This window comes from Tunturiibacter empetritectus, from assembly GCF_014201375.1.
GTDB classification, from domain to species: Bacteria; Acidobacteriota; Terriglobia; order Terriglobales; family Acidobacteriaceae; genus Edaphobacter; species Edaphobacter lichenicola_D.
This window is the reverse complement of sequence record NZ_JACHDZ010000007.1, coordinates 128,523-143,359: the sequence shown is the minus strand read 5'-3', so window position 1 is coordinate 143,359 and position 14,837 is coordinate 128,523. Positions and strand designations below refer to the sequence as shown.

Below are 14,837 nucleotides of genomic sequence, written 5' to 3'. Positions count from 1 at the left end.
GAAGGAGATCTGAGGGAGATATGAACGCCAAAAGAGTTCTTGTAACAGGAGCAGCAGGCTTTCTCGGTTCACACCTGTGCGACTCCCTGCTGCACGCGGGAAACACCGTCCTCGGCGTCGACAACCTGAGCACAGGCAACTCGGCCAACCTCGCTCACCTGCGCAACGAGTCCCGCTTCGACTTCGAGCGCCGCGATATCTGCCAGCCCTTCGACCCAGGCAAAGTCGACTACATCTTCAACTTCGCCTCCCCCGCAAGCCCTTTGGACTACGCCCGCCTCGGCGTGGAAACCCTGCTTGTCGGCTCGGCCGGAACCATCAACACCCTCGAAATTGCAAAGAAGTATCACGCCGGCTACCTCCACGCCTCTACCTCCGAGTGCTACGGCGACCCCGAGGTTCATCCTCAAACCGAGACCTACTGGGGACACGTCAATCCCATCGGCCCGCGCTCGGTCTACGACGAAGCCAAGAGATTCTCTGAGGCCGCCGTCATGGCCTATCACCGCTATCATCGCGTCAACACCCACCTCGTGCGCATCTTCAATACGTACGGACCACGGTTACAGATCAACGATGGCCGCGTCATCTCCAACCTCATGTCCCAGGCCCTGCGCGGCGAACCGCTCACCATCTACGGCGACGGCATGCAGACCAGAAGCTTCTGCTACGTCTCCGATCTGATCGCAGGCATCCTCGCCCTCGCAGACTCCAGCGAGCATCTTCCCGTCAACATAGGCAATCCCGAGGAGTGGACCATCCTCAGTTGTGCCGAAGAGATCCTCAAGCTCATCGGATCGGACCAGAAGATCGTCTTCAAACCGCTCCCCCAGGACGATCCCACCCGCCGCAGGCCGGACATCAGTAAGGCTATCAGCCTTCTCGGATGGACCCCGAAGATCCAACTGCGTCAGGGACTCGAGATGTCCTTAGCCTACTTCCAGGAGCACGCCGAAACTGGGCTGGTTCAAAACTCGCAGGCCTGAGAAGTTGTTCTCATGCAAAAGCGAGCAGGAAGGCTCTGTGCAAGAGAAAGAACTTAGATCTGTTGTGCGGAAGTAGTGCTCTAGTTCCAATGTTAATTTCTCGAGTAATTGAGTCGCCGTAAGCGACGCTCAATGAGCACTTACCTCAAAATTGAATACAGCAGATCCTGTATTTTTTTCGTCTGGAGATCATTTTGGATACCGAGAAGATCTTCTCAATCGAGCGGCCAACCTCAGTGCTGGAGAGACTCATGAAGCGAGTTACTGAAGAAAGCACCTCCCCGAACGTCATCAAAGTGATTGTGGCAAACCTGCCAATCATGCTCTGCGAACTGTTGCAGAACGCCTTTGAAGCCGTTCCCGACATCCAGATCATTGCCCCGGTCAATGACGTCCAGCATCTCCTCAATGCGGCCAGGCCACTCCCGGTCGACGTCATCCTCCTCGGCTCTTCCCGGATGGAGTCCAGGATAGAGAACACGCACGGCGCCGTCTCCATCCTTCAATCCCTTCCCGAGTTCTACAAAGATGCCCGCGTCGTCGTCCTCACGCAGGATCCAGACTACGCCGAAGTCATCTCCTTATTTCGTGCCGGAGCCAAAGGGATCTTCGGCAGCGCCGACCTGCGCTTTGAGCTCCTCTGCAAGTGCATCCGATGCGTTCACCAGGGGCAGATCTGGGCAAAGAACGAGCTGCTCGCCCACTTGGTCTCCTCCCTCTCGCACCCCAGGTCAACCAATGTCATCGACCGCCACGGCAAGCCTCTGCTCACCACCCGCGAGCAGCAGGTTCTGCACCTTCTCTCGGACGGCCTCAGCAACTCCGAGTTGGCCACCGTCCTTAAGCTCAGCGAACACACGATCAAAAACCACCTCTTTCGCATCTACGACAAGCTCGGCGTATCCAATCGCATGGAGGCGGTCCTCTACGCCCTCACCCCTCGCGACGTGCACCACCCCCCGGTACAAAATCGCCCCACCCATCCCGCATCCTCCAACAAAATCGCAATCATCAAAACCGCCTAGGTCCGCATCCGGCCTTTGTTGTTGAGCGAAGTCGAAGGGGAAGGATCCCGACGAACTCCGTTCTGCCCAAACCGCTCATCCCTTTCCACCAGTCTTTTTCGAGGCCAGCACCGCTGGGACTTCCTAGATACCCGGTGATACACTAGGTTTTAGGTTTAGGTGCGAACGCCGTAAGGCGCGGGGACTCCCACACCGACCCCAAACATTCTCTGGAGACACTCTCCGGCCCCAAGAGGTAGCAAGCAGCTCCGATGGTTATTCTTCTCGTCATCATTCACGTTATCGTCTGTCTCTTTCTCATTGGCGTAGTCCTCCTGCAGCAGGGCAAGTCCGCCGACCTCGCCGGCGCCTTCGGTGGCCAGGGATCGCAGACCGCCTTTGGCCCGCGCGGCGCAGCCAATCTCCTCACCAAACTCACCACCTACTCGGCGATCGTCTTCATGCTCACTTCCATCGGCCTTACCATCCTGCTCTCGCGCGCCAGCGGCGACCACTCCGTCCTCTCCGGCACCGCCCACCCCACCAGCCAGACGACACCCGCCAAGAAGTAGCTCTTAGACCTTCAGAGATGCGCAGGCCTCGGGCTTGCGCATTTTTAGTTCCCAGTCTTGCGCATCTTTTAGTCCCAAAGCTCCCGCTGAAGGCTCAAACACCATGATCCACGAGATTCTCCCCGTCGGTCCGCTGCAATGCAACTGCTCCATCCTCGGAGACGAAACCTCCCACGAGGCCATCGTCGTCGATCCCGGCGATGATATTCCCCGAATCATGGCCCTCTTAGCCGCCCACAACCTCATTGTCAAAAAAATCGTCATCACCCACGCCCACATCGACCACATCGCCGGAGCCCATCGCCTCAAGCAGCTCACCGGAGCCCCCATCCTCTACAACCAGCACGACCTCCCTCTGGTCAAGATGATGGACATTCAAGCAGGCTGGCTCGGCATCCCCACCCCCACCGTCCCCACCCCTGACGACACCCTCGAGGAGGGCAAACTCATCGCCGTCACCGGCCTCACCGGCTCCATCCTCCACACCCCCGGCCACACCGAAGGTAGTGTCTGCCTCTATCTCCCCGCCCAATCTCTCCTCCTCGCCGGAGATACCCTCTTCGCCGGCACCGTAGGCCGCACCGACCTCCCCGGCGGCGACATCCGCAAGCTCCTAGCCTCCATCCACGACCGTCTTCTCACCCTGCCCGACGACGTCACCGTCATCCCCGGGCACGGCTCCATAACCACAATCGGCGAAGAGCGGGACTCTAACCCATTCCTTCAAAGCTAATACAAGCAGATACTTACATAAAATATACAATGTACAGCTTTACACGCATCGCATGAACTAGTAACTACCGTGGTTCCACCCCGTTACCCTCTTGATCCTCGAAATCCCCTCCGCAAACCCCTCCGCCGACCCCAGCAGACTGACCACCAACCGCCCAGTCTCGCTGATGCCGTAGAAGCTCCCCGGATGCACGATCACCCCCGCCTCCCGTAACAACCACCCCGCAACATCGCCCTCACCAAGCCCCTGAGGCAGCCGCAAAATCGCGCTCCATCCCGCCTCCACCCTCAGCACCTCAACCCCACCTCCAACCGCCAGCCCCAGATTCCCCCTCACCCGCTCCAGAATCTGCCCCTGAATCCCCCGCCTGTGTGCCAACCAGACCGGCAGCGCCCGCTGCATCGGCGCGTTCACTGACAGAAAAGTATCCGCAACTACCTCCAACCGCTCCATCGCCCGCCGTCGATCCCCCTCCGGCCCCAGCCCCACGATCCATCCCACCTTCATCTGCGGCAACCCTGCAATCTTGCTCATCCCGCTCAGCACAAACGTCAGCACCGGGTGCGGACCCACAGCAAAGCTCCCCAGCCTCACCCCCTCCTCCAGCGGATAGTCCAGAAACACCTCATCCACAATCAGCGCCAACCCATGCCGCGCACAGATCTCCTCCAGCCGCGCCCGCTCCCCCGCCCCCGTAGTGTGCCCCGTCGGATTATTTGGATGCACCACAACCACAGCCTTGGTCCGCGGCCCAATCCGGCGCTCGAGCTCCGCAAAGTCGATCCACCATCCATAGTCATAGAACAACGGGTAAGGCCTCAGCCGCACATCCTCCAGATCCGCCAGAAAATCGAACAGCGGATAGCTCGGCTGCGCCACCAGCACCTCATCGCCCGCGTCGCACAGCAGCCGAAACAGATACCCATACCCCTCACTCGTACTGGTAGTTAGCACCACGCTGTCCGGATCAACATCCGCCGCATGCCCCCCGTAGTACCCCGCCACCGCCTCTCTTGCAAACCGCATCCCCCGCGGATCCGGATCGTACGTCATAGCCTCTCGACTCGCGAGTGGCGCAAGAACAGCCTCCGCGTCATAATCAAATCCACACACCGTAGGGTTCGACACCGTCAGGTCCACCAGCTCCCGCCCCGCCGCCCGCGCCTCGCGAATCGCAGCCGCGAACCCACTCTCCCCCACATCCCAACCCGTCCGCGCCGAAAACCGATAGCTCACCCTCCCATGCTAATGCGAAGCTACCCTGCGTAAGGGGCGCAAGGACTAAAACAGAATCGTAAAGCAGGGTTAAGAAAGAGTGCGGGCGATGCGCCACACATTATGGGCACATCACCCGCACTTTGAAACGATCGTTATGCTGCTTCAGTCTAGCGTTCGTGAGTCGGCGACCACCTGAGGCCTCCGCCAAACGTCGGCTTGTAGTACTCCCGCTGAATCGGAGAGTTCGTATTTCCCTGATAGAAGCCGAAGACCTCATTGTTCAAGTTCAGCCCGTAAGCCACCGCCGTAAAACCCTTCACCAACTTGTAGGTGCCCTGCAAGTCGGTCTGCAGATGCGCGTACAAGTAGTTGTCCCCGAGCGGCCCATGAATTCCCCCGCCCTGAAAGGAGTTTCCGGTGCCGTCCGCGTTGCCCCCCGTAAAGACTGCAGGACCCGCGGCATTCGTATCGGTGTAGTTATAGGCAAAGATGTTCGCAGCGTTATAGCTCAAGCCCAGCCGCACCGATAAACGCCGTTTGTCATAAGTGGGGCTGATATTCCATGTATGCGGAGCCTGACGCAGCAGATCCGGATGATCCGTCCGGTCGAAGCTGATCGTGCCGTCCGGAAGCGTCGTCTTCGCAGGAAAAGTGACCTGCGAGGCCGAGTATCCATAGTTGGCTGACAAGCCCAGACCATTCAGCAGCCCTGGCAGATAGGTGAAGTGCTGCTGAAACGAGATCTCGAAGCCATACACGTGCGCACTGCCCGCGTTCTGCGGCTGCGTCTGAATCGTTCCATCCGCAAGCGTAGTTTGAACCGGAATGATCGGGTCCGACAGCCGCTTGTAGTACACACCCGCCTGCAACAGCCCTGCATGATCCAGGCTCTGTTCGTAGAGCAGGTCGAAGTTGTCGGCATGCTCTGCCTTCAGATTCGGGTTGCCGATGCTCGAGGTAGTGCGCACCCCTCCCGGCGAGATCGTTGCAAACGAGGTGAGGTCAGAGAAGTCAGGACGCGACAACCCCCGGCCATAGACCGCCCGCAGTCCGATCGTCGGTGTAAAGGAATACCGTACCGCGGCGCTCGGCAGCACATCCAGATACGATCCGTTCGTCGTTGGCTGCACCGTCGTTCCGGTTAGCCCCACCGTGCCCGCATCTTTCTCGCTGGTATTCTCAAACCGCAAGCCAGCCACGATCCGGAACTTCGACAGGTCGATCGTGTTCATCACGTATCCGGCCGACACCTTCTCGATAAAGTTGAAGTTCTGCCCGGTCACGGAAGGATTCAACAACTCACCGTTCGGCTTCAATCGCGTATCCGTCACCTGCGGCGCGGCGTTGATCTTGTCATACGACGCCGTCGGTCCGAAGCTGTAGGTTCCGCTGTAGTAGTTCGAGTCCGTGAACGGTCCAAGGAAGTTCGTCAGCAGAAGCGACGGGTCGCCCGAAGCAGCAAGTGGCATAAAGAAGAACGTTCCGTTGTTCGCGAACTTATGCACATTGCGGAAGCGGCCGCCAAACTCAATGGTGCCTGCATGTCCCCCTGCGTTATAGCTCGTCGCCAGCGAAGCGCCAAAGCCCAGATCGACCTCAGGGTTGTAATAGTTCTCCACCCTCTGCCCGAACCACTCATACTGCGTCGGATCGAAGATGTTCACCCCGCCAGGCGTCGTCAACTTCGGTGTCTTCGGTTTGCTGACGTCAAGCTGGTACTGAATCGCATTCAGGTTCGAGGTCGTCGTCGGATTGAAAGTCGCATCCGAGTAGCCCTCATCGCGCGTCCGTCCAACCGAACTCTCCAGATCCCAGGCAAACAGCGAGCGCCGGATCACATGCCGCCCGCCAAGCTGAAGACTCCCAAGGTCCTGCACAGGACGCCGGATCTCCGCTCCAAAAGAGACTGTGCCCTGCCCGTCCGGAACCCCGTCCGGCGTGAAGAAGGTCGTCGGGTTATAGTCCCAGCGATTGCCGAAGTTGTGAAAAAGAGAGTAGAGCCCCTTCAGATAAATATTCGACGTATCGCTGAACCGATAGTCCACCGTTCCCGCATAGCCCACCCGCGAACGATAGTACTGGTAGTCGCGAATATCATATCCGCCAGGATTTCCCGGCGATCCTAGAATCGGACCCGGCTCCACGTCATTAATTCCGCGCCCATTCCAGTCATACGAGCCCGAGAAGATCACCCCAAGCTTCTTGCCCTCAAGGAACCGCTTGCCCAGCGTTCCATCAAACTGATACACCGGCCGTCCGCCGATGATCGGTGTGTAGCCGCCGGTCGAATCGAGATAGATCGTGGGAGCATCCGACGCGCTCTTGGTCCGTAAATCGACTGAGCCGCCGATCCCATCGCCCGGCATATTCGCCTGCAGCGTCTTGTTGATCTGCACCGACTCCACCAGGTCTGCCGGAATAATATCCAGCTTCACCTGACGCACCGTCTCCGCCGACGCGATGTTCACTCCATCGATCGACGTGTTCGTCAACCGCGGCTCCGTGCCGCGAATCTGCACATACTTGCCCTCGCCTTCGTCGCGCTCCAGCGTCACGCTCGGCAGCCGGCCCAGCGCATCGGCGATATTCGCATTCGGAAGGCTCGTGATCACATCGGCTGGCAGCACGTTGATGATGTTGTCTGCGTTGAACGTCCGGTTGATCGCCTCCAGCTCTCCACCCTGACGATCGGCGTACACCTGAACATTCTGCTGGTTCGCCGCAATCTTCAGAGCACCATCAACCCGCGCCACCTGTCCCGCCACCACCGTCACCGTCTTGGTAAACGTCGAAAAGCCCGAGTAATCCGCAGTCACCGTGTACTTGCCGGAGACAACGCCAAGCAGCGTGTACTGCCCGGTCGAGTCGGTGAATGCGGTCGCGCCACCAGGATCGAGCGACACCTTAACCCCCTGCAGCGCCCCGCCTTGGGCATCCGTGATTGATCCGGTGAGTGTCGTGCGCCCGGCCTGACCCCTTGCGGAACCCGCAAGCGTAACGACAAACAACATGAGAAGCGCAAAGCTGCGTTGAAATGACATAGGGACTCCTTGAAAAAATGCACGTTTGACTGGCCCAGAAACAGGCTTGAGGATGCTCTCAACGACGTATGGGCCTGAAACTTCACACTAGCCGGAACAAGTTAAGAGCCAGTCAACAGAAGGTGAATGTCAGGTCAACCTGTGAGTTATCTCGCCTGCTTTCAACATATCCGCATCAGCAGCACGCATAAATACACACAATAACAACAAAGTCTTAAGCCCCACTTAAGCTTCCGTCCGACAAAGTGCATTTTGCATCTTCACATCGCGAGAATAGCCACCCGCATCTCGCTGCCGTTGCCTTCTCGTTGTCATGCCTGGAGCGAATCCGCGTCTGCTGTTGCGGTCACGAGTTGCACTCGCCGCTGTACTCAATCCGTCATCCCCACGAGCCTGCAGGCAAAGCAAACCCGGTGTTACCCTCACACCATGCCACCCAGCGAGTACTACTACCCCTGCCGATGACACCCATCCATGCAGTCCTCTTCGACTACGGCATGGTCCTCTCCGGCGAACCTGACTCCACCGCCTGGACCCGCCTCCTCACCATCACCGGCCTCAGCGAAGAACTCCTCCACCGCGAGTACTGGGCGCACCGCCACGCCTACGACCGCGGCGACCTCAACGCCCAATCCTTCTGGCACACCGTCGCCGCAGGCGCTGGCATCGTCATCACGCCCACGCAGCTAGCCCAGCTCATCGCCGCCGACACGGACCTCTGGTCCACCCTCAACCCTCCCATGCTCGCCTGGGTCGACCAGCTCCAGCGCGCCGGCATCCGCACCGGCATCCTCTCCAACATGCCCGACGCCATGGAGGCAGGCCTCCGCGCCCGACACGCATGGATCGAATCCTTCGACCATCACACCTGGTCCCACGCCGTCAATCGTGCCAAGCCCGAGCCCGAGATCTATCAACACGCCGCCGCGGGCCTTCAGACACCTCCCGAACACATCCTCTTCATCGACGACAAGGAAGAAAACATCACCGCAGCGCTCGCCGCCGGCATGCAGGCCATCCAGTACTCCAGCCACTCAGCATTCGAGCGCGAGATGAAAGCCCGAGGCCTCGACTACCTCCTACAACTTGAGCGGCATACGGACTCCCAAAACGGGAAGCTATAGTACCTCGGTAACGTATCGTCGAGATTTCTCCACTCAAACAGCCCCAACGCAAGGAATATTTAAGGTCAGGCTGCACCAGCGTACCGCCCGCAGCCAACAAATATGAAGACACCGCTCTCTCTCCGACGTGTACGTGCCGGTCTCTGCGGCGTCATCGCTCTCTTCCTTCTCGCTTCTCTACCCTTGCCCCCCCAAATCGAAGCCAAGATCGAAGCTCAGACCGCCACACCGACCACAGGTCCGCAGCAACTCCTCTTCACCGGCCTCCTCGGCTCCTCAAACTCCGATCCCGCCAACCCGCACTACGCCCAGTTCAACGCCATCCAATCCGACGCCTCCGGCAACCTCTACCTCCTGCTCGACCAGGGCGACGGCATCCGCCTCCTCAAAACCGATCCCACCGCGACCAACATCCTCGCTCAAGCTCATCTCGGCTCAAGCGGCGACATCGGCCTCGCCATGGCACTCGACCCCTCGGGCAACCTCTACCTCACCGGCACCACAATCTCCGGCACTCTCTCGACCACCTCCGGCGCAGCCTTTCCCAGCGCTACTCCAAACGCGAACGACACGTCCATTAATTCGTACATCGGCAAATTCGACCAAAACTTGAATGTGCTCTTCGTCACCTACGCCGGAAGCCCCCGCACCGCAGCCTCCGCCATCGCCGCAACCGCCGACGCCGTCTTCCTCACCGGTAGCATCTTCGGCTCCGCGCTTCCCGTCACACCCTCCGGCATCATCCAGTCCCCAGCCTCCGGCTCGCTGCAAAACGGCTTCGTAGAAAAGTTCAACACCACCGGAACCACCCTCCTCTACGCCACCTACCTCAGCGGCCAAAACGGCAACACCGCCCCTGCCGCCATCGCAGCCGACGCCAACGACAACGCCTACATCGCCGGCTACACCACCTCCACCGGCTACCCCACCCTCGCGGCCATCATTCCCGACCTCCTCTCCGCCACCTCCGGCTTCCTCACCAAGCTCACCCCCTCAGGCGACGGCATCGTCTTCTCCACCTTCATTCCCGGCCCGGGCATCTCGTCGCTCGTCATCGCTCCTTCGCCGCAGGACCCCACCACCCAAAATCTCCTCCTCACCGGCTCCATCGCCCCCGGCCAGTTCCCCATCGCCACCGTCTCCTACCCCCTAGTCAACACCAACTACCAGACCCTCCTCCGTCTCTCCCTCGACGGGAGCACCCTGCTCACCTCCGACCTCCTCGCCCCCGGCACCCAATCCTCCGTCGTACCCGCACCCTCCGGCGCAGCGTGGGTCTCCGCAACCGGCAGCAATCCCGCCTGGCTCCTCCCCCTCACTCCGCTCTCCGACATCGGCAACAGCTACGCCCTCCGCCTCACGCAGCAGGACACCATCGACCAGACCATCCGCTTCGGCGGCCTGCCCATCACCGTCGGCGCCTTCGCCAGCGCTCCAGTCACCCTCACCGGCCTCACCGTTGACTCCACCGGCCAACCCACCTTCGCTGGTAGCGTCTCACCCACCGCCAGTGCCAGCCTCCTCGCCACCGAAACCTACGACCTGTCTCTAGTCAGCAGCCCGACCCCGGCACTCCCCTCCACCCTCCGCTCTGCCACGCTCCCCGCAGGCTCCTGCACGAACAGTAGCCTCTGCTCCGGCTCCGCCGCCTACCTCGCAAAACTAAACCCCGTCACCGCCGCAGCCAGCCTTGCCCTCTCCACCGACGACTCCCCCAACCTCACCCTCCGCAACCTCGGCAGCCTCGCCGCCACCAACCTCCAACTCACCGCAACCAACTTCACCCTCGCCACCAACTGCCCCACCACCCTTGCCCCCGGTGCCGAGTGCAGCATAGCCCTCACCAGCACCGGTAGCAACCCCGGCACCGTCACCGCGCAAGCCAGCAACGCCACCGCACAAACAGCCACCCTACCGGCCACCAGCACTGCGCCAAATCCAATCGTCTTCTCCCCTATAGAACTAGACTTCGGCATCCAGACCGCCTCCAGCCCAGCCACAACGCGCACCGTCACCATCAGCAATCTCAGCCAGCAACCCCAGACCTTCCCCTCCTACACAGGCATCTTCAATACGGTTCCCCCGCAGTACACCTTCACGCAGCAGTCCACCGACTGCTCCCCTGCCACATCGCCCAACAACTACACCCTTCCTCCCAGCGGAACCTGCCACCTCACCATCGCCCTCAACACCCCTGCCACCGCCACCGGAAGCTTCATCAACGCCTACTCGACCATCGCCTCCCGCAACCTCCTCCTCACCGCCTACACCCAACCCACCGACCTCAACCTCTCCGCCATGGAGATCGACTTCGGCACCCAGTTCGGCACGCCCTCCGGCGTCGGCGGCAAGCCCGGCACACGTCTTCCCCGCTACCTTTATCTCTCCAACAACTCCTCCAACGCCGTCACCCACACCCCAGTTGCTCTCGCGTCACCCTTCACCCTCACCAACCGCTGCCCCTCCACGCTCAACCCCCACACCGTCTGCCAGCTCGAGATCAACTACCAATCCCCCGTCGCCCCCTCAGCCGACTCCACCACCCTCACTCTCGATGAAGGCCTCACCGTCCTCATCACCGGCACCACCAAACCCCAACCCACCGGCATCGGCCAATCCGCCAACCCCAACCTCACCTTCACCCCCGCCACCATCACCTTCCCCAACGCCGTGCCCGTCACAACCACCTCCAGCACCACCCAGACCGTCACCATCGGCAACATCGGCCCCGTCGCCTTCCCCCTCGCCCTCACCCTCACCGGTGACTTCACCGACGCCACCAACTGCCCCGGCACCCTCGCCGGCAACGCCACCTGCACCGTCGTCCTCACCTTCGCCCCCTCGCAACCTGGCACCCGCCAGGGCCTCCTCTCCGTCACCGCCGGAAGCTCCTCCCCCGCCTACGTCACCCTCAACGGTACCGGCTCCGCCATCGTCACCGCGCCAAACAACACCCTCGTCTTCGGCAGCGTCCCCGTTGGCCAGCCCGCCGTCCAGTGGTACAAGATCACCTCCCCCTTCACCACCCTCACCGCCACCACCACCGCACCGGACTTCAAAGCCATCCTCGTCGAAGACATCGGCTTCGGCCACGGCCAACCCCCCACCTCCGCCTTCGTCTCCTCCTTCACCGGCTCCTGCGCCAACTGCTGGCTCGGAGTGCAGTTCACCCCCTCAGCCCCCGGCTCCCAGACCGCCGCCGTCACCCTCTCCTCCTCCGCCTCCGGCACCCCATCCCCCCTCACCCTCACCGGCACCGGCATCGCCCTCTCCGGCGTCCTCCTCAGCCCCACCACGCAGGACTTCGGCACCGTCCCCGTCAACAGCACCAGCGCCCCCACCCTCTTCACCGTCACCAACCTCACCACCATCCCCGTCTCCCTCACAGCACCCACGCTCACCGGAAACTTCGCCGTAAGCAATCTCCCCACCGGCGGCTCCCCCTGCAGCGGTCTCCTCGCTCCCAACGCCTCCTGCTTCTTCAACGTCTTCTTCGCCCCCACCGCCACCGGCAGCCGCACCGGCACCCTCACAGTAGAGGCCTCCTCCGGCCCCATCACCGCCACCCTGACCGGCTTCGCCTCACCTGACCCCGGCCTCGCCCTCAACCCCACCGCCCTCATCTACAACAACGTCCCCGGCCCCACCGCCACCCAGCAAAATATCCTCCTCACCAACACCGGCGCCGCCACCCTCCAGATCGGCACCCCCACCAACGCCACCACCAGCTTCACCTCCGTCAGCAACTGCACCACCCTCCCCCCCGCGGCCGCCTGCACCATCACCGTCACCTTCCTCCCCACCACCGCCACCGTCACAGACACCCTCCAGATCCCCGTCACCAGTTCCGCCACCGGCCTCGCCACCTACGCCGTCCCACTCTCTGGCGCCTACACCACCGAGAGCGCCGGCCTCCAGATCCTCCCCGCCCAGGCCAACTTCGCCGCCACACCCACTACCACCCTTGGCGGAACCCGCCAGTTCACCATCACCAACCTCACCGCCAAATCCCTCGCCCTCAACATCGCCCTCCCCCGCCAGTTCCTCCTCAACGGCCCCGCCTGCGCCGCCCTCGCCCCCAACGCCTCCTGCAACTTCAACGTCACCTTCCTCCCCCTCACCAACGGTGACATTACGGGCACCCTCTTCGCCCAGGGCACCCCCACCGACGGCTCCGCCACCCTCAACGGCCTCGGCTACGTCGAAGGCTTCGGCATCGGCCCCGCCACCCTCAAGATCTCCGGCAACATCATCCCCGGCCAGACCGTCCTCGACTTTGGCCAGGTCTCCTCCGGCCAAACCGCCACCCAGACCGTCACTCTCACCAACACCGGCACCACACCCCTCACCATCCGCCGACTCACCAGTCAGTGGCCCTTCCTTATCACCTCCACCCTCTGCGGCGCCACCCTGCCCCCCACCGTAAGCTGCACCGCCACCCTCACCTACACCCCCCTCAACCAGACCGCCACCAGCCCCGGCCCCGCCACACCCGACTCCGGCACCCTCCTCATCGAAAGCGACGCCCTCACCGGCCCCGACCTCCTCACCCTCACCGGCCAAGCCGCCCCCATCACCGTAGCCGCGCCCAGCAACACCGCCCCCCTGGTCTCCTACGCCCTCTCCCAAAGCTCCCTCACCTTCCCCGCCACCCAGGTAGGCGACCAGAGCGACACCCAGACCGTCACCCTGGCCAACACCGGCACCACCACCATCAACATCAAGGGCTTTCGGCCCATGCCGGACTTCACCGTTCAGAGCAACTGCATCGGCGCCGCGCTCGTCCCCTCCACCAGCTGCGTCCTCAACATCAGCTTCACCCCTCAGGCAAGCTTCCCCAACTCCGTCTCGAACCGCATCTCCGCCCTCGAGATCAACTCCGACTCCAGCACCGCTCTCGAATTCATCTCCCTCTTCGGCGTCGCCAATCCATCTCCCCTCAACTTCTCTCCCTTCACCCTCAACTTCGGCAGCGTCCAGATCGGTACGTCCGCGACCCTCCCCGTCCAGATCACCAACATCACCACCGCCCCCATCGCCATCCAGACCATCTCCGCCATCGGCCCCTACACCGCCACCGGCGACTGCCCCACCGAAGGCAACACCCTCGCCCCCTCCACCAGCTGCACCGAACGGGTCACCTTCACCCCCACCACCACCGCGACCATCGGCGGATTGCTCTCCATCCGCTCCTCCGCCTCGACCCTGCCCATCGAATACCCCCTCACCGGAAGAGGCATCCAGTCCCACCTCCAGGCCGTCCCCTCGACCCTCAACTTCGGCAGCATCGCCCTCGGAGCCTCCGGCGCCCAGACCATCACCCTCACCAACACCGGCACCGCCCCCATCACCAACCTCGCCCTCACCATCACCGGCGACTACGCCATCTCCGTCCCCTGCGCCTCCACGCTCTACCCCGGCATCGCCTGCCAGATCACCGTCACCTTCGCCCCCACCGCCCTTGGCTCGCGCACCGGCGCCATCACCTCCACCGACCCCAACACCGGCCTCGAAAACCTCAACGTCCCCCTCACCGGCAACGGAGTCTCGAGCGGCGCCTTCACCCTCACCGTCAACGGAGGCCCCTCCGCCACCCTCACCATCCCCAGCCAGCACGCCGCCAACTACACCCTCCAGCTAACTCCCCAATCCGGCTTCGCGGGCACCGTCATCCTCAACTGCACCCCCGTCAACCCCGGCGCCTGGGCCACCTGCTCTCTGCTCCCCTCCAGCATCACCCTCAACGGAGCCGCCCAAAACTCCATCGCCAACCTCAACACCGTAGCCGAGTACATCCCGCCCACCACCGCGCAAAGCAACGCCCGCAGCCGCACCCTCCTCTGCCTCCTCCCCATTCCCCTCCTCTTCTTCTGGAACGCGAAGGCCCGCGCCAAAACCGGCACTAAAAACCGCAGCCCACAAAAGGAGCCCCTCCCCCGCCTGCTCCTGCTTGCGATCCTCTTCGCAATCCCCACCCTCTGGATCTCCGGCTGCGGCAGAAGCGGAACCGACCCCAACCTCCGCTTTACCCCACCCGGCACCTACCAGTATCAAGTCACCGCCAGCTCCACCACCGGCGTCCAGCTAAGCCAGACCGTAATCCTAAACCTCATCGTCACCGCCCACTAGCCCGCAGACAAACCCTCTCGTTCCACTGCC

Annotated in this window: 8 protein-coding genes; 6 read left to right on the top strand and 2 right to left on the bottom strand. The window is 62.0% G+C overall.

Translation table 11 applies throughout. The features are described 5' to 3' along the window. Window positions 1–20: 20 nt before the first annotated feature. The 4 genes from HDF10_RS18395 to HDF10_RS18380 all read left to right on the top strand — a co-directional run bounded on the left by HDF10_RS18395 (window position 21) and on the right by HDF10_RS18380 (window position 3,295). Entirely contained in the window at window positions 21–986 is a 966-nt protein-coding gene (locus HDF10_RS18395; RefSeq protein ID WP_183816016.1) for a UDP-glucuronic acid decarboxylase family protein, read from the top strand. 251 nt (window positions 987–1,237) lie between these two features. After that, on the top strand, window positions 1,238–2,011 hold the full coding sequence (locus HDF10_RS18390; protein WP_183816014.1) for a response regulator transcription factor: 774 nt from the start codon (window positions 1,238–1,240) through the stop codon (window positions 2,009–2,011). A gap of 251 nt (window positions 2,012–2,262) precedes the next feature. Then, window positions 2,263–2,562 (top strand): preprotein translocase subunit SecG, encoded by a 300-nt coding sequence (gene secG, locus HDF10_RS18385; RefSeq protein WP_179583052.1) that lies wholly within the window; start codon window positions 2,263–2,265, stop codon window positions 2,560–2,562. A gap of 103 nt (window positions 2,563–2,665) precedes the next feature. Then, window positions 2,666–3,295, top strand: a complete 630-nt coding sequence (locus HDF10_RS18380; protein WP_183816012.1) for an MBL fold metallo-hydrolase — start codon at window positions 2,666–2,668, stop codon at window positions 3,293–3,295. Window positions 3,296–3,352: 57 nt separating this feature from the next. Here the strand turns inward: HDF10_RS18380 and HDF10_RS18375 are convergent, their stop codons facing one another. Both HDF10_RS18375 and HDF10_RS18370 read right to left on the bottom strand, forming a co-directional pair. Beyond that, window positions 3,353–4,531, bottom strand: a complete 1,179-nt coding sequence (locus HDF10_RS18375) for a pyridoxal phosphate-dependent aminotransferase (protein WP_183816010.1) — start codon at window positions 4,529–4,531, stop codon at window positions 3,353–3,355. 149 nt (window positions 4,532–4,680) lie between these two features. Then, window positions 4,681–7,554: a TonB-dependent receptor gene (locus HDF10_RS18370; RefSeq protein WP_183816008.1), complete on the bottom strand. Its 2,874-nt coding sequence runs from the start codon at window positions 7,552–7,554 to the stop codon at window positions 4,681–4,683. A 413-nt stretch (window positions 7,555–7,967) separates the two neighbouring features. On the opposite strand from HDF10_RS18370, the gene HDF10_RS18365 reads away from it, so the two are divergent. Next, window positions 7,968–8,678 (top strand): HAD family hydrolase, encoded by a 711-nt coding sequence (locus tag HDF10_RS18365; protein ID WP_311732817.1) that lies wholly within the window; start codon window positions 7,968–7,970, stop codon window positions 8,676–8,678. Window positions 8,679–8,780: 102 nt separating this feature from the next. Continuing rightward, window positions 8,781–14,807, top strand: a complete 6,027-nt coding sequence (locus HDF10_RS21245) for a choice-of-anchor D domain-containing protein (RefSeq protein ID WP_183816006.1) — start codon at window positions 8,781–8,783, stop codon at window positions 14,805–14,807. Window positions 14,808–14,837: the final 30 nt, after the last annotated feature.